This window comes from Shewanella sp. ECSMB14101, assembly GCF_000773485.1.
GTDB classification, from domain to species: Bacteria; Pseudomonadota; Gammaproteobacteria; order Enterobacterales; family Shewanellaceae; genus Shewanella; species Shewanella marisflavi.
Genome location: NZ_JSFF01000009.1, coordinates 148035 through 164545 on the forward strand (window position 1 = coordinate 148035; position 16511 = coordinate 164545).

16 protein-coding genes are annotated in these 16511 nt (G+C 48.9%); 7 read left to right on the forward strand and 9 right to left on the reverse strand.

Translation table 11 applies throughout. The features are described from left to right. The first annotated feature begins 191 nt into the window (after nucleotides 1–191). On the forward strand, nucleotides 192–914 hold the full coding sequence (ric, locus tag NY07_RS09500; RefSeq protein ID WP_033539108.1) for an iron-sulfur cluster repair di-iron protein: 723 nt from the start codon (nucleotides 192–194) through the stop codon (nucleotides 912–914). A gap of 49 nt (nucleotides 915–963) precedes the next feature. Here ric and NY07_RS09505 read toward each other — a convergent pair whose 3' ends face one another. From NY07_RS09505 to lptM, 8 genes are all read right to left on the reverse strand, one after another. After that, nucleotides 964–1536: a HupE/UreJ family protein gene (locus NY07_RS09505; protein WP_033539133.1), complete on the reverse strand. Its 573-nt coding sequence runs from the start codon at nucleotides 1534–1536 to the stop codon at nucleotides 964–966. A 137-nt stretch (nucleotides 1537–1673) separates the two neighbouring features. Then, nucleotides 1674–2138, reverse strand: a complete 465-nt coding sequence (locus NY07_RS09510) for an Sbal_3080 family lipoprotein (protein ID WP_033539109.1) — start codon at nucleotides 2136–2138, stop codon at nucleotides 1674–1676. A gap of 135 nt (nucleotides 2139–2273) precedes the next feature. Continuing rightward, nucleotides 2274–2984 carry an HAD-IA family hydrolase gene (locus NY07_RS09515; RefSeq protein ID WP_161783160.1) on the reverse strand — a complete coding sequence of 237 codons (711 nt, stop codon included), beginning with the start codon at nucleotides 2982–2984 and terminating at the stop codon, nucleotides 2274–2276. A gap of 1 nt (nucleotide 2985) precedes the next feature. Further along, on the reverse strand, nucleotides 2986–3879 hold the full coding sequence (gene xerC / locus NY07_RS09520) for a tyrosine recombinase XerC (protein WP_033539111.1): 894 nt from the start codon (nucleotides 3877–3879) through the stop codon (nucleotides 2986–2988). 7 nt (nucleotides 3880–3886) lie between these two features. Continuing rightward, nucleotides 3887–4525, reverse strand: a complete 639-nt coding sequence (locus tag NY07_RS09525) for a DUF484 family protein (protein ID WP_033539112.1) — start codon at nucleotides 4523–4525, stop codon at nucleotides 3887–3889. Next, a complete protein-coding gene (gene dapF / locus NY07_RS09530) occupies nucleotides 4522–5361 on the reverse strand; it encodes a diaminopimelate epimerase (protein WP_033539113.1) in 840 nt (279 codons plus the stop codon). The genes NY07_RS09525 and dapF overlap by 4 nt, the downstream gene beginning before the upstream one ends. Nucleotides 5362–5397: 36 nt before the next feature. Next, the gene (gene lysA, locus NY07_RS09535) at nucleotides 5398–6642 is read right to left on the reverse strand and encodes a diaminopimelate decarboxylase (protein ID WP_033539114.1); all 1245 of its coding nucleotides are present in this window, start codon (nucleotides 6640–6642) and stop codon (nucleotides 5398–5400) included. Nucleotides 6643–6647: 5 nt separating this feature from the next. Beyond that, the gene (gene lptM / locus NY07_RS19200; RefSeq protein ID WP_081953805.1) at nucleotides 6648–6812 is read right to left on the reverse strand and encodes an LPS translocon maturation chaperone LptM; all 165 of its coding nucleotides are present in this window, start codon (nucleotides 6810–6812) and stop codon (nucleotides 6648–6650) included. Between the two features lie 539 nt (nucleotides 6813–7351). Here lptM and cyaY point away from each other — a divergent pair. Beyond that, on the forward strand, nucleotides 7352–7684 hold the full coding sequence (gene cyaY, locus NY07_RS09540; protein WP_033539134.1) for an iron donor protein CyaY: 333 nt from the start codon (nucleotides 7352–7354) through the stop codon (nucleotides 7682–7684). 6 nt (nucleotides 7685–7690) lie between these two features. On the opposite strand, the gene NY07_RS09545 is transcribed toward cyaY, so the two are convergent. Further along, a complete protein-coding gene (locus NY07_RS09545; RefSeq protein WP_033539115.1) occupies nucleotides 7691–10111 on the reverse strand; it encodes a class I adenylate cyclase in 2421 nt (806 codons plus the stop codon). 210 nt (nucleotides 10112–10321) lie between these two features. On the opposite strand from NY07_RS09545, the gene hemC reads away from it, so the two are divergent. The 5 genes from hemC to NY07_RS09570 all read left to right on the forward strand — a co-directional run. Then, nucleotides 10322–11251 (forward strand): hydroxymethylbilane synthase, encoded by a 930-nt coding sequence (hemC, locus tag NY07_RS09550; RefSeq protein ID WP_033539116.1) that lies wholly within the window; start codon nucleotides 10322–10324, stop codon nucleotides 11249–11251. Nucleotides 11252–11254: 3 nt separating this feature from the next. Continuing rightward, complete coding sequence (locus NY07_RS09555; RefSeq protein ID WP_033539117.1) at nucleotides 11255–11986, forward strand: uroporphyrinogen-III synthase; 732 nt, start codon at nucleotides 11255–11257, stop codon at nucleotides 11984–11986. Between the two features lie 54 nt (nucleotides 11987–12040). Continuing rightward, the gene (locus NY07_RS09560; RefSeq protein ID WP_033539118.1) at nucleotides 12041–13186 is read left to right on the forward strand and encodes a uroporphyrinogen-III C-methyltransferase; all 1146 of its coding nucleotides are present in this window, start codon (nucleotides 12041–12043) and stop codon (nucleotides 13184–13186) included. After that, on the forward strand, nucleotides 13183–14349 hold the full coding sequence (locus tag NY07_RS09565; protein ID WP_033539119.1) for a heme biosynthesis HemY N-terminal domain-containing protein: 1167 nt from the start codon (nucleotides 13183–13185) through the stop codon (nucleotides 14347–14349). The genes NY07_RS09560 and NY07_RS09565 overlap by 4 nt, the downstream gene beginning before the upstream one ends. Nucleotides 14350–14639: 290 nt before the next feature. Next, the coding region (locus tag NY07_RS09570; protein WP_161783159.1) for a retention module-containing protein at nucleotides 14640–16511 on the forward strand (1872 nt) is incomplete at its 3' end.

The window sequence follows — 16511 nt, forward strand, 5'->3', positions numbered from 1 at the left end:
ACAAGATAGGTATCAGCACTAAGTTAAGTCGTGGCGGTTCAGACCGCACACGCTAAGCGCAACATTTGACTCTACCTAGATTGAGATATTTTATGGAGAAAAGTGTGATTACCCGAGCATTTTACTCAGGTAATTATTGAGGCGAACAAAATACGTAAATAACATGCAGCTTTAAGCAGTCACTTAAACTCATGCAAATATCGGAGCACCACATGCCTCAAACTAAAGAACACCTACTTGCCTCTCGCGTTGGCGAAATTGTTGCAAATGATTTTCGCAGTGCACATCTGTTCAGCCAGTTTGGTATCGATTTTTGCTGTGGGGGCGGGATATCTCTAGAGCGCGCAATTAAGCGCTTTGACGTCGATGAAGCGCAACTCATTGAAGCATTAATGGCACTCGGAATCGAAGGTGAGAAGCAGCAAGGTTTAGATCAGTTACCTTTATCAGAACTGCTCGACTACATCGAAGCGACCCATCACAGTTTTGTCAGAGAAAAAGCACCACTATTAATTGAATATAGCCAGAAGATGGTGCGTGCCCATGGCGAGCATTATGACGAAATTAAACCTTTCGCAGGTTGGATACGCGCACTGATCGAAGATCTTATGCCCCATCTGATGAAAGAGGAGCAGATCCTCTTTCCAGCCATTCGCGCTATGGCAAATGGTGAACAGGTCAACGGTTGCTTCGGTCATATCGGTAATCCGATCAACGCCATGGAACATGAGCATGACCAAGCGAGTGAAATTATTGAGCGCCTAAGAACCCTCACCAACGACTTTACGCCGCCAGCACATGCCTGCACCACCTGGCGTATCTGTTACGCCACCCTGGAAGAGTTTGTCGCCGATCTGCACCAGCACATACACGTCGAAAACAACATTCTCTTCCCTAAGGCATTGGCCATTTAATCGCCGAATGATGAGGTGCTCCATTACCGGAGTACTTCAACAAAGCGCTTTAGATGCCCACTATCAGATAGCCACCAATTAAAGCGATGGCGCCGCCACTAAGACGCAGCAGGGGCAGTTTACGGCTGAGTTGCTGCATGATGAAGCCAAGCGACACGCCCAGCAGGTGGATAACGGCGGTGCCGCTGAGGAAACCTAAGGCATAAAGCACCGGACTGGTCAGCGCTGGCATCTCGGCGCCGTGGGCATGACCATGAAAGATAGCAAACAGACCAACAAACCCCATGGCGAGCAGCAGAGGAATCTGCCTGCCTAAAGCAATAGCCAAGCCCAGTAGCAATACAGACAATGCAATGCCTAACTCCACAAAGGGCAGCGCAACACCATAGAGCCCCAATATCCCACCAAACAACATGAAGGCCATAAAGGCTAAAGGCACAGTCCAAATCGCCCGTCCCCCAAGCTGAGTACTCAACAAACCCACACTCAACATGGCCAACAGATGATCAAATCCGAGTACGGGGTGATTGAATCCCGTCATAAAGCCTGCCCCGCCAATGATCTCATGAGCAAACACGGACGGCGCCCAAACCGCGAGCAATACAGGCAATAACCTTTTCATCATTTATCCTCTCAATCCTTGAAATAAGATAAAAGACAATAGGTTAATATATCAAGTCGAGTTGTGATACAGCGCAAAGAACCCATGATTCATTGCTATACAAACAAAAAGGCTCCCCACTGGGAGCCTTGCGAAAATTAAATGGCAACTTGCTGTAACGGAGACCAAAGCAATGAAGCTTGCTTTTGCTTTATCAACTCTTCGATGAGTTCCCTAATTTTGGGCTCCGCATCAATAAACTTATTCATATTGGCCCCGCCCCTACGTGCATCATATATTGCTTCCCCATCAAGACGTCCCTGATGGAAAACTTTGATTTCGGCATACACCATGTATAAGGCCAAATCCCAAGCCCAGTTAGCGGTGTAGGTTGCAGTCCACTCACATTGCTGTGCAGCATCTAACTGCTCTAAAACACGATATTTTATCTGTTTCTCTGTCAGCACTTTCTCAACTTCGGCGAGGAAACCTTGACGTACATCTGGATTTTTTTGAATACACACTTCATCGGAGCGCCCAACCTGAACAGGGTCAACCCTTTGCTTAATAGAGCAGGCGGTTGTCATCATTAATACGGTAAAGACTAGAAATATTTTTTTCAAGGAACTCCCTGTCGCTATCTCTTCTAAATCACTGATTACTTATACAATGTTGAGTTTTTGTTGCCGCGCTATGATACAGATAAAACTCAAACGAGCACAACAGTACTCAGCAAACAACTTTACCTACCACAATGATTAAATGAGAAGTGACAAGTCTGATAGCGAGGTGATGGTGATATGAGGCAAACAGCCCATCCCAGGCTCACCTGGCTCTCTATCAAAAGCGGGATTAAGCCAAACTGACTGACAACCGGCGCGGCGCGCCCCCTGAACATCGGCCTTAAAGCTGTCACCCAGGTGTAAGAGCTGATCACAGCTTATGTTGAGACGATGGCAAGCCTGATAGAACATATCTGGATAAGGCTTCATGCGTGTACCATTGCCTGGATGCAGCACAAACTCAAATAGCCCCCCTAAACCGATACGGTGAGCGTCGACATTACCATTGGTGATACCGATCAGCGGATAGCGTTCGGCAAGTCTTTCTAGCTTGCCTAATACCTCATCGGCGACAACAAAATCGGAGCGCTGGCGCACAAAATAGGCTAACGCCAGCTGGGCGCCTTTAGCGGCCTCGGTCTTGGTATAACCTAAAGTCATCAACCCCTGCTCTAAGGTCACCAGACGCGACGCCGAGGTATCATGAGCCAGCGAGGGACACTGCTCAATGAGCTGACGTTTGAGCGCTTGCCAATCCTCCAGCTCCCAGGCTTGGGTAAGCGGATGGTGCTCTGCGAGGTAATTAAGTAGCCGCTGCTCTGCGGTCATGATGATGGGGCGATTATCATACAAGGTATCGTCGAGATCGAAGCTGATGGCACGAAAAGGCCGCAGTCGTATCGCCACACTAACCATTGCCACCTCGCTTCTTGGCTCTGGGGTGCGCCCCGTCATACACCTTGGCAAGGTGTTGAAAATCCAGACTGGTATATACCTGAGTCGTCGATAGGTTTGCATGGCCCAGCAGTTCCTGCACCGCCCGCAGATCGGCACTGGATTCCAACATATGGGTCGCAAAAGAGTGGCGCAGCTTATGAGGGTGCACCTTGGCATTGAGCCCCTGCAGTTGCCCCCACTTATTTAATCTGGCCTGAATACTTCTGTGGGCAAGACGCTTGCCCTTTGCGGTGACAAACAGGGCATCGTCTTCGCAAGGCAGCGTGGCCCTTACCTTTAACCAATCGGCAATCGCGCTCAGCGCCACACGACCTATAGGCACTATTCGCTCTTTACTCCCCTTACCCATCACCTTTACCTGATGCTCACCGCTGGCGATATCTAATGTATTCAGGGCGGCCAGCTCAGCCAGACGCAGACCAGATGAATAAAACAGCTCCATGATCGCCTTGTCACGCAGGGCTAAAGGATCGTCTCCCTCGATAGACAAAAGATGCGTAACCGAATCCAGATCCATATTCTTTGGTAGGGGTTTATGCTGTTTTGGCGCGCTGAGATTCAGACTAGGGTCTTGAGTGATATAGCCTTCTTGCTGCAAATAATGAAAAAACTGCTTCAGAGCCGACAAGGTGAGGGCGATAGAGCGTGGCCCCAATCCCTTACGATGTAATTTGTTAAGTACGGCTTGTAGCTGCTCATCACTCACCTCGCCCCAAGGCATCTCATTTGGCAGTAGCTCCCTTACCCGGCTCAGTTCGAACCGGTAATTTCTTAACGTATGAGGGGAAAGCTGTCGCTCATTGGCGAGATAAGATTCAAACTCTTTGGCCCAGTCGGCAGACATTCAGGGATCACAGCTTAGGTAAGAGGTGGTCGAGTAACTGCTTGAGCTGATCCAGCAGCAGGTTATCCATTTCGGGATGAAAATGGGTAGGATCTTGGCTGGCGATGGCAAAGATCACCTGGCCACACTGCTGTGACAAACGTGACAAGGCCACTGACCCCACTTCGCAGCCAAATAAACGCTTGGACTCAGTTTGTGTCAGGCGACCGAAGTAGTAACCCTGTTTCAAACGCTCACTCCAGATATTGGACAGTTCGCTGTCGATATCATGCACTGTGATCAATCTGACATGGGTAAAATGAAACTGCTGCTGTAACTCATTTGACAGAATTTGCCTTAAATCACCAAGATCCTCGGCCTGCAACAACCTGAGCGACAGCGCGGTATTGAACATGTAGATCTGTTCGTTACGCGATGCCATGGCCAGCAAGGAGGTGATCTCCTCTTCCAGTTGAGTCACCCTAGCTCGAAGCATCTCCTGACGACGCTCCACCAGTGACACGGCGCCACGCTGCTCGTGGGGAATACGCATCGCCAACAGCAACTCGGGATAGCGCGCAAAGAAGTCTGGGTTATCCAGCAGATACTCGCGGATCAAGACTTCATCAAAGGGCAACTCGGCTTTTTCATTCATCGCATCATTCATTGCTGTATCTGTCCATCGTATACATGTTCAGCAGGCCCGGTCATCCATAGGGGCTTACCTTCGCCTTCCCAGTTAATGGTTAAACTACCACCAGGAAGATCGACGCGAACGCGTCTGCCCAGCTTGCCTTGCAGCTGGCCAACAACCACGGCCGCACAGGCACCGCTGCCGCAGGCTAAGGTTTCCGCCGCGCCGCGCTCATAGACTCTAAGTTTAATATGATTTGCATCGACTACCTGCATAAAACCGACATTCACTCCCTTGGGGAAGCGCTCATGCCTGGTCAGCAAGGCTCCAATCTGTTCCACTTCGGCGTTTTCGACATCATCGACGTCCAACACACAATGCGGGTTGCCCATAGACACGGCGCCACATAAGAAGGTTTGCATTCCCTCCGGCTGCTGCGCCTGTAGCAGGTAAGTTTTCTCCGCTTTTTTAGCGTTAAAAGGAATTTTGCTGGGTTCCAGTATGGGGATCCCCATGTTGACCGTTACGCTACCGTCACGTTCAAGCCTTAGGGTCATCTTGCCTGAAGAGGTACTGACTTTTATCTTCTGCTTATTGATCAGCCCTTTACTCTTTACAAAACGGGCAAAACAACGGGCACCATTGCCACACTGCTCTACCTCACTGCCGTCGGCATTAAAAATGCGATAGTGGAAATCCAGATCAGGATCATAGGGCGGCTCGACTAATAGCAGTTGGTCGAAGCCGATACCAAAGTTTCGATCCGCTAAGCGCTTTATCTGTTCGGGCGAGAAATAGACATTCTGTGTCACGCCATCGACCACCATAAAGTCATTGCCTAAACCGTGCATCTTGGTGAAATGGATCAAAAGTGTTTTTCCTTCAAAAAGTAACTGACTCCCGACTTAGGGGAGGAGTTGTTCACCTTGCCACAACTGAGAGATTTTTTCTCGCTCTCTCACCAAATAATGACGATCGCCATCTACCATGACTTCGGCAGCGCGGGGGCGAGAGTTATAATTTGACGACATGGTAAAGCCATAGGCGCCCGATGAGCGCACCGCCAAGAGATCATTGGCTGCAATATTTAATGGCCTGTCTTTACCTAAAAAGTCACCTGTTTCACACACAGGTCCCACCACATCATAGTGGCGCGTCTCACCCGCTCTTGGACAAACGGGAATGATCTTTTGCCAGGCGCTATACAAGGAAGGGCGAATGAGATCGTTCATGGCACCGTCCACCAGGGCAAAATTCTTATCGGCATTTTCTTTTAGGTAGAGCACCTGAGTGACAAAAATCCCCGCATTGGCGGCAATGGCGCGGCCCGGTTCAAAAATCAATTTAAGTTCACGGCCATCTAACTTGCCGAGTAGCGCACTGGCATAAGCGCTAGGCTCCGGAGGCTGCTCGCCATCATAGGTCACCCCGAGTCCGCCGCCCACATCCAGGTGGGAAATCTTAACGCCCTGCGCCGCCAAGCGATCGATCAGAGCTAACATACGATCCATAGCATCGAGGAAAGGTTGTAGTTCGGTAAGCTGTGAACCTATATGACAATCGGCGCCCTTGACCTCAAGGCCAGGCAGTTGGTGTGCCCGCAGGAAGATAGCCTCTGCCTCCTCCATGGCAATACCAAACTTATTCTCTTTTAATCCCGTCGAGATATAAGGATGCGTACCGGCATCCACATCAGGATTTACCCGCAAAGAAACAGGGGCAACTTTGCCTAGGCGCAGCGCCACCTGATTTAACTGCTCAAGTTCGGCCGCCGACTCCACATTGAAGCAGTAAATGCCCGCCTGCAGGGCCATCTCCATCTCTTCAACCGTCTTACCCACACCGGAGAACACCACTTTACTCGCCTCACCGCCAGCTTCTAACACCCGAGCCAGCTCGCCACCTGAGACGATATCGAAGCCACTGCCTAAACGGGCAAGCACATTTAACACAGCAAGGTTTGAGTTGGCCTTTACCGCATAGCAGATCATGTGTGGGTGATCTGCCACCGCATTATCAAAGGCATGCCAATGGCGCTCTAGCGTGGCACGAGAATAGATGTACAGAGGCGTGCCGTATTGCTTGGCTAAATCGGCAACCGCGCATTGCTCGGCATGAAGCTCATCTTGCTGATAAAGAAAGTGATCCACTGAGGTTAGTCCTTATTCTTCTGCTGCGTATCTTGTGCTGGCTGGCTCACCTGCTCTGTCTGGTTATCCTGTGGCGTTGGCGATTTATACAAAGGCCCCTTCTGACCACAAGCGGCCAAAGCGATACTTGCCAACAACATCAATAAAATCGGTTTTATCTTAGTAAACATCAGAGATTCCAGAATCGAGGAGATCACACGGAGCAAATGGCCCCGTTACCTAACTAATGGTAATGACGATTGTACGCGCTCCCCAAGCAATAGGGATGAAAATAATGGTTTTTAGCCCAAACAGGATAAAAAGCCGCTAAAACGCATAAAAATCTACATTTCCCGGGAACCGCCATCCCCGGGAAATAAGTATCCTACTGGCTACCAATCTCCGCGAGCGCTTTCAAACACTGCACTTTGGTCAGCCAAGCTAGCCCCTTGCATAGCTGGGACGAGTATGCTTGATGTTTGCAGAGTTAGGACTAAAACGTCAAGCCTAACGAAGGCGAAAAACGCCTAATGTGAATATTTTTATTCATTATTACCCAGTAGAGACAAACCAGTAGGAGTAGTGAGGCTTTTTCCTCTAACATACAAGGCAAGTTAACCCACACACATCGCGGGGACTCTCAGGTATAGCGGGGCAAAGTTAGATATTTATCAAAATTGGTATTACTATGTGGGCTCTGCAACAACTCACTTCACTGAAGGATGCCCAGATGGCAATGACAGATTCCGAGTACCATAAGCTCGCTGACGAAATGTTTAACGCCCTTGAAGATGCCATAGAAAATGCAATCGATGAGCAAGATGCCGACATCGATATCGATGCATCAGGTAACGTGCTGCAATTAGAGTTTCAAGATAAGTCCAAGATCGTCATCAACAAACAAGAACCTTTGCACCAGATCTGGGTAGCGACTCAGTTCGGTGGTTATCACTTCTCTTACATCGATGGAAAGTGGTTAGATGAGCGCAGCGACGCTGGTGAATTTATGCCTTTCGTACTCGCCTCGATTCATCGTCAAGGCGGCATCACGCTAGCGCTTTAGGCAAGATTAAAACTCGATGGCTGCCTCATCGGCGTTAACCCCAAAGGGTAACGCCTCCAGTCGGCCATCGATACGCACTAAACGGAAAAACTGCGGTAAGTTGAACCTTTCGTTATCTAGGTAGGAATCGGCAAAGGCATGGTGATGACTCACCTGACTCACCAACTCCTCAGGGTTATTGCCCGGCTGAACATAATGATTTAACTCATTGTGCTCATCCAGCACAAACACATCTATCCCCTCCTTGCCCTGACGCAGGAAATATTGAATCGCGCCCACAGCGGCAAAATCTTGAATCACCTCAGGGATCTTACTAAATGGCTCATTACCTAGGTTAGGCCTAGGCAGTTCAAGCATGCGCTGCTTGGACAGATGTTGATAAAAGGCTGTGGATTCACTCAAATCCTGATACAACATGCCTTTAGAATTGAAAAACAATCCATATTTAACGCCCCCTACCTGCAATGGATGCACCATAGTCGACGAACTCTTGGCCTTGGTACAGAGACGATTAGCCCTTTGCACTAGCTGGCCGACGCTACGCTCTATCTGAGTTTTCAAGCGGCTCGAACAGCTCACTACATCCACTTTAACCGCCTGCGGTGCCCGCTGCATACCGGGCGTAATGTATACCAGAGCATCCAACATGGCTTCGTTGCCTTCGAAATGATGGCAGTGCCATTCACCCCAACTATTTTGGCAGATCACATCCAGCGATTGCACCATATTCCTATGCTGACGTCCCTGAGAGAAAATATTGGCATTCATATAATCGAATATGATCTCCTGGCCACGCCATTGAGCGGTTTCGTCACGATTGAAATTGATTAAAAACAGCAACTGACGAAAATGCCAGGGCTGACAAAGGTCCAACTTAGAGGCCCGCCAACCACCATCGGCCATGATGCTGGGCAATCGCCTAGCCGCCTTGGTCAAGGCCTTGTCATACCCCTTACTCTTACCAAAGCCATACCATTGTGTTTGGGCGGTCGATACGCCATTCAGGCTGGCCCAGATAAGCAGCTTGGCCTTGCTGTGAGAATGAAATACGGCACGATTGCCCATGAAATTTTTCGACTCGGGCGTGCAGCGATATAGATAATATTCCTGGGTCTTGTGGCTATAGATCACCGTAAGGTGTTCCTCAGCCACTGAACGAGTCCAGAGACGATTGAGACTAATGATCTGCTTGTCGTCATCACTAAAATAGGTATGAAGCTTGCGCGTGAGCAGACCCAACTCAGAAATTTTCAGGCTGTCGCTTAATTGATTAGCTGAAGCAAATTGCAACAGCGTCTGATAACTGCCAAGCATCAACTCATTGAGCTGCTCATTAAACCACTGCAACTGACCGCAATGCCAACTATCACATTGATCGAGTGTACCAAGTAGATTATCTGACCATCCCCAACGGGTCACTAAAGACTGTAGCTTATAATAACGCCAATCTTTCGGATGCTCGGCCACCGTCAGCCTGATACCGCATTTCAAATAGAAGCAGCGCCGCACAATCTCGAGTCGTCGTTTATCATTCTTGTGTTCAAGATAGCGTTCAATAGATTGATACAAAAGGAAATAGGCATCGTTAAAGGCCGAGAAATCTCCTGCCAGAGTGCGCTTCCACACTTGAGTAGCCACCAGTTCACTGTTGGGATAGTCACTGGCATAAGCTTCAAGCAGCATTACTTTAAGCAGTGCCTTGTGGGGTTTGTCTAACCCCTTGTATAACTGCCACAGCGATGCACCAAAATACTCACTCGCAGGCAGATTTCTAACATCCCCCAGAAACAGATGGCTTTCAATGGCTTCGGCCCCTGGCCACCATGCCACCCGCTTACCTGCCAAACAAATTTGACTGCGATAAAATTCTTCCAACAATAACCAGTGCTGCACGCTGCCACTATTTTCACATCCCAATGCCGCAATATTGGGCACTGACGCATCGGTATTTGAAAGAAACTGTTTAGGATGAACAAGATAAATGTTCACTTCGAGCGCATGCTGTGCAAACCAGTCGCTCAATATCAGGGACTTTTGTTGCAAAGAGGCAATTTCATCTTCTGAGAGTGTGGGGTCATAAACCAACCACACATCGATATCACTCTTGGGGTTTTGACCAAAGCTGGCAGTACTGCCCATGGTATACACCCCATAGATGGCACTCTGCTGTTGATGATAAACCTGTGGCTCATTCAGTTCTAAGGTGCGGCAGGCTTCTAACGCCTCATTACTGGGGAAGAACTCGAAGATACCGCTTGGGGTCATGGGGCCGTTATAGCCGGGATAGTCGTTGCGGTGATAATGAAAAAGTACAGGAATAAGCTGCATCAAATGACGCTGCAAGGGCGTAAGAATGGCTAGTGCACGTGCTAAGCGTACCCTATTCAAGCGCTCTGCTGTTGCAATAAAATGATCTTGCTCTGTCAATTTCAAACAGCCTAGTCAAATTTGCTCTCCTCATTGCATGCTAACAGTTAATACGAAAACAGCAAGTATATGAGAACTAGATCACACTTTTGTATCGAGAGCTTAGCACTGTAAACGGGTGAACTTCAAAGAATCGACAGCCATTTCTTACATATAGCAATAAGCAATGTTAGCATTAGCGCAACTATGGCCTCTGATGGAATATCGAGCATGTCTCAAAACGTCATTCGTATCGCTACACGTAAAAGTCCACTGGCAATGTGGCAAGCTGAATTTGTAAAAGCCGAGCTAGAAAAAGCCCATGAGGGATTAGTCGTCGAACTCTTGCCAATGAGCACTAAAGGCGATGTTATCCTTGACACACCACTGGCAAAAGTGGGTGGTAAAGGCTTGTTCGTTAAAGAATTAGAAGTCGCTATGCTTGAAGGCAAGGCTGATATCGCCGTACACTCGATGAAAGATGTACCGGTAGACTTCCCCGAGGGGCTTGGTCTGCAGGTGATCTGTGAACGCGAAGATCCACGCGATGCCTTTGTGTCTAACACTTACAAGAGCATAGAAGAGCTTCCTCACGGCGCGGTAGTAGGTACCTCTAGCCTTAGACGTCAGTGTCAAATCCGCGCGGCTCGTCCAGACCTAGAGATCCGCGATCTACGTGGCAACGTGGGGACTCGTTTAGCAAAACTAGATGCTGGAAATTATGACGCCATCATTCTCGCTGCCGCGGGCCTAAAGCGTCTAAAGCTTGAAGAGCGTATCGCTAGCTTTATCGAGGCAGAGCAATCCTTACCTGCTAACGGTCAAGGCGCTGTAGGTATCGAATGTCGCACCGACGATGAGCGAGTAAAAGCGCTACTGGCGCCATTAGAGCACACCGAAACTCGTCATCGCGTCATCGCCGAACGTGCAATGAATACACGTCTTGAAGGCGGCTGTCAGGTGCCAATTGGTGCCTATGCCGAAATCGAAGGTGACACCCTGACACTGCGTGGTCTGGTAGGTAACCCTGACGGTAGCCAAGTGATCCAAGGCACAACAAGCGGTTCGAAGCTGGAAGCAGAGCAGTTAGGTATTGCATTGGCCGACGAGCTGCTATCTAAAGGCGCCAAAGCCATATTAGATGCTGTTTACGCTAAGTAAGCAATGAAGGTTCTGCTGACGCGTCCAGAAGGACGCAATCAGTCTATGGTCGAGGCACTCTCTTCACTCGAAGTGCCTTTTGCCGTTACGCCACTTTTGCAAGTGGTCGCCAACGATAACGTCGACCACAAGCAAAAGAAAACCGAATTTAATCAATCTGATATCATTATATTTATCAGCACCAATGCCGTTGAATATGCCGATATCGCCCTCGATTCAATATGGCCACAAGATAAGCAATACTTTGCTGTCGGTCAGGCAACTTTTAGCGTCCTACAAGCCAAAGGTATTCAGGCCACGGAAGCTCCCGAGTCTTGTCAGCAAACCGAAGGCCTACTGACTCTCCCCTCGCTACAAAACCTGACTGGGAAGCGTATCACCATCGTCAGGGGCGTCGGTGGCAGAGAAGCACTGGCCAGCGCCTTGATCCAACGCGGTGCCCAAGTGACCTACTGGGAAGTTTATCGACGTACCTGTCCTGAGCTAAGTGTCACGACTGCCTATGAATGGCAACACCAAGCAATTGATACCATTGTCATCACCAGTGGTGAAATTCTAGCGAACCTAATTACACTTGTACCTAAAGAACTATTTGCTTGGCTGCACGCTTGTCATATTATAGTGCCCAGCGCACGTGTCTATGACCAAGCCATTGAGGCTGGTTTTACACATGTCACCAATGCAAAAGCAGCAAACCGCGACGCAGTGCTCATAGCCTTAGGTTTACGGGAATAGACCTTCTTACTTTCTGCTCGCCGATGTCGCCCCTCGTCTTCAAGGATCTGCCGAATGGACAAAAATACCCAAGAGAGTAAAGCGGTCGCTACAACAGATGTCGATGAATCTATCGATGCGACCTTTGACGACACACCACAGGCCACATCGACTGACCCCAAAGAGCCATCTCCTTCTGAATCCCGAAACAGCGGCGTCTCCTGGGGATTTTTATTTAACCTGGTATTTATCTTATTACTCCTGTTTGCCACGGCAACTGGCGGCTTCTACCTGTACCAGGAACTGACGGTTCAGAAAGAAAAAACAGCAACATTAACCAAGCAGCTGCAGCAAGGGCTGGACGATCCCCTCTCGCGCATCACTCATCTGGAGCAGCAGCAACGCGCGGTAGAAAATCAATTTGATCAAAAATTAGCTCAGTTGCGGGATAAACAAGGACAGGTACAAGAACAGGTCAACAAACTGGCTCAGCGTAATCCGAATCATTGGATGGCCGAAGAAGCAAAATACTTGGTCAGAATGGCCGGCAATAAGCTTTGGCTAGAAAAGGATCCACAGACAGCCTTGAGCCTGTTGGAAGCCGCCGATGACCGTATCGAAACCATGAAAGATCCTTCGCTAACGCCAATTCGTAAGGCGTTAGCACGTGATATGAACAGCGTTGCCGCCATCAAGAGCACGGATGTTGCCGGCACAGTCCTTAGCCTAGACACCATCATAGAGCGCCTGCCTAACCTAAAGGTCAATCGTAGCGAATCTAAGCTCAATGCCAAAGATGACTCGCTGCAAGTAACCGAGTCTCTCGACGACTGGCAAAGCAACTTAGCAAAGTCTTGGCAGGCATTAATCGAAGAGTTTGTCATCATACGCAAGCGCACCACAGATCCTGCGCCACTGCTAGCGCCAGATCAACAGTGGTACTTAGTTGAAAATATTCGTAATAAGCTTTTACAAGCCCAGTTAGCCCTGTTTCGTCAGGACCAGGTTAATTATCGCCAGTCAGTGACCATGGCCAGAAAATGGATCTTTCAATATTTCGATCTGGCTGATAACAAAACAGAGCAGACGCTAGCGGCGCTTGATGCCTTAGCGACTCTGGAAATTCAGTCACCTGACATTGAGCAATTCGCCGCAACACCGCTATTGCAACAACTGGTCACCCATGGTCGCCTAACCACAGATCAGGAGACCTCATTATGATAAGAGCCTTGATCTACCTGACGATTGTTATCATAGGCTTGATTGCCAGCCCTTATCTCTCTTGGCTTAAAGGTTACATCTATATCGCGATTGGTGACTATGAGTTAGAAACCAGCTTGGTCTTTGCACTGTTTGCCGCCGTTATGTTTTACGTGGCATTGGTACTACTGGAAATGCTGGTCGTCTGGCTATTTAACTTGATCTTAAATAGTCGTCTCTTACCAGAAAAATGGCGCCGTAAAGCCGCACGCAAACATACCTTAACTGGTGCATTGGCCTTGGCTGAAGAGGATTGGTCTACCGCTGAAAAAGCGATGGCTAAAGGCGCTGACAAAGGTGAGCTCCCAGCGCTCAATCTGTTAGCCGCGGCCCGCGCTGCTCAACATAGAAATGATCACAATGCCCGCGACCATTATCTCAATGAGGCAGCTAAAGATCCTGCAGCATACAAGGCTGTCTTAACCACACGAGTGCGTTATCTGCTGCAACAGGGAGAGCTGACACAGGCAAGAAGCCTACTCGACGAGCTAAATCCGACCAGCAAGAGCAAGCCTCCTGTACTAGGCCTGGCTCTTGATCTCTATCACGCTCAAGAAGATTGGGCAGCCCTCAAATTACTACTCCCCATAGTGAAGAAACGCGGCATTATAGACGAATCGGAACAGCAACAATTGAACGCCGAAGTCAATTTAGCACTACTTAAGCAAGCGGTGAGTCAGAATGAACAAGCGCTCGAAAAAGCCTGGCATTGGCTTAGCCGCGCAGAACGTAAGCAACCCGAGTTTATCGCACAATACGCTTTGGGGCTGGCTAAATTTGATCGCCGTGATGAAGCGATAAAGTTAATGTTGAAGCAAGTTAAGCATAATCCAACCCAAGTCATCTTCGAAGCGCTACCACAAATACTCACGCCAGCCGACTTAGATGCCAGAAAACAACTTTTTGAACTTGAAAAGAAACTTGGTGAAGAGGTCGACTACCAAGCTTGTATTGCTTCGCTATATGATCAAAGCAAAGAGTTCAGAGAATCCCAAAAATGGTGGCTCAAAGTTTGCCAACAATCCCCTAGTAAACAGCGCTGGTTGGCACTCGCTGAAGCCTATGAACACCTGGGCGAACAGAACCAAGCACTGCAAAACTACCGTAAAGCGGCAATTTTTTGACGCTTTTTTATACTGTTTTTAAATAAGGAACCACCACTACTGGTGGTTTTTTATTTATCAGAAAAATCTAAACTACCTTCCTGACATATAACCTGCTTTAAAACAATTAATTAGTTGCATTATTACAAAAACACACTATTCCCCCCTATTTTTCGCTCAATTGCCGCTATTTGACAGCCATTCAATGCCAACCACACTTAAAGAGACAAATCACGTGGATATACCAATAGCAAGCGCAAAACAGAACTCTTTTGCTCTTGATTTTTCTCTTTGTAGAGCGAGATATGATTATGGGTGCTTCAATCACAACACAGGATGCAGTAGTTGTTAACCTTGTAGGCGAACTCAAGGTTAAAGATGAACAAGGAAATATCAGAGAGGTGAAAATAGGCGACCTGATTCAGGCAGGTGAGCAACTCATTTTTTCACCCAATGTTAAGTTTAATCTTGAATATGAAGATGGCTCATCAACGACCCAAGCCAACTTGATGCAAGACACGCTTAATCAAGGTGAAACGGTAAGCAATAGTGCAAACCAAGGGCAAGATACAGCTATTGAGCAACTAACGGATACGCCGGTAGCGTTAGACGATGAAATAGCCGCATTACAGGCACAGATTCTAGCAGGTGAAGACCCGACCCTAGGCCTACCCGAAACCGCTGCTGGAGCAGGAACCGCTGGTAATGAAGGCGGCTCAGATTTCGTGACGCTAGGACGAACCGGTGACGAAACCCTTGCAGGTGCAGGATGGGACACTACCGGTATCCCACTTACGCCTGATACAAGTGTCGAAGAAGTCATCATTCCCGAAATTCAAGCAAGCGCCCCAACAGTCTCGTCAGCGACCTTCTCACTCTTTGAAGCCAACTTAGCACAGGGTAGCTCCCCCTCAGCTCTATTAACCACTATTGCCAACAGCATTCAAACGGCAGCAGATGCAGGCATTAGCAGTTTAACCATTAACGGCATCAATATTATCAATGGTGGTCAGTTTGTTGGCCCTATCGTCATCAATACACCAAATGGTGTTCTGACCATTACAGGCTTTGATAGCGCATCAGGCCAATTCATTTACGATTACAACTTTAATTCCGCAGCCGATCACACTAGTACTGACCAAATTCAACTCCTCTTTGATATCGAACTGGTCGACAACCAAGGCGCTGCGGCTAACGGTACTATCACGGTAAATATCATCGATGATCAGCCAACTGGACTCGCCGACACGAATAACGTGACAGAAGATACAGCACCCACTGCAACCGGCGATTTACTTATCAACGACACACTGGGCGCAGACTCTGCCCAGATCACCGCTGTGACGAATAACCAAGGCACCTCTATAAGCCTTGCCGATAGCAACAGTATTCAAGGCCAATTTGGCCTATTAACCGTATTTGCCGATGGTAGTTACACCTATCAATTAAATAATGAGTCAAACACAGTCCAGTCTCTAGCACTGGGTGAGCAGGTTATCGAAACCTTTAATTACCTACTTACAGATAGCGACGGCGACTCCGTACTCATCCCGCTAACCATTACCATTACCGGTACCAATGACCTGCCGGTACTCACCGTGGATGCCAGTGGCGGCGTCACCGAAGATGCCAGCAACCCTAACCTCACCGACAGTGGCGCGCTCAGCTTCACCGATGTGGATGTCAACAACACCCACAGCGTCACCCAGGTCTATAACGATGACATCAGCTGGGACGGCGGCGATCTAACCAGCGTGCTCAGCGCGGCGCAGATTCAGAGCCTGATTGATGGCTTCAGCGTCGACAGCGACAGCTGGGATTACAGCATCCTTAACAGTGACGTGCAGTTCCTCGCCCTGGGCGAGACCATCACCTTAAGCTTTGAGGTCACCGTCACCGACAACGATGGCGGATCTGACACCAAGACCGTCAGCCTCACCATTACCGGCACCAATGACCTGCCGGTACTCACCGTGGATGCCAGTGGCGGCGTCACCGAAGATGCCAGCAACCCTAACCTCACCGACAGTGGCGCGCTCAGCTTCACCGATGTGGATGTCAACAACACCCACAGCGTCACCGAGGTCTATAACGATGACATCAGCTGGGACGGCGGCGATCTAACCAGCGTGCTCAGCGCGGCGCAGATTCAGAGCCTGATTGACGGCTTCAGCGTCGACAGC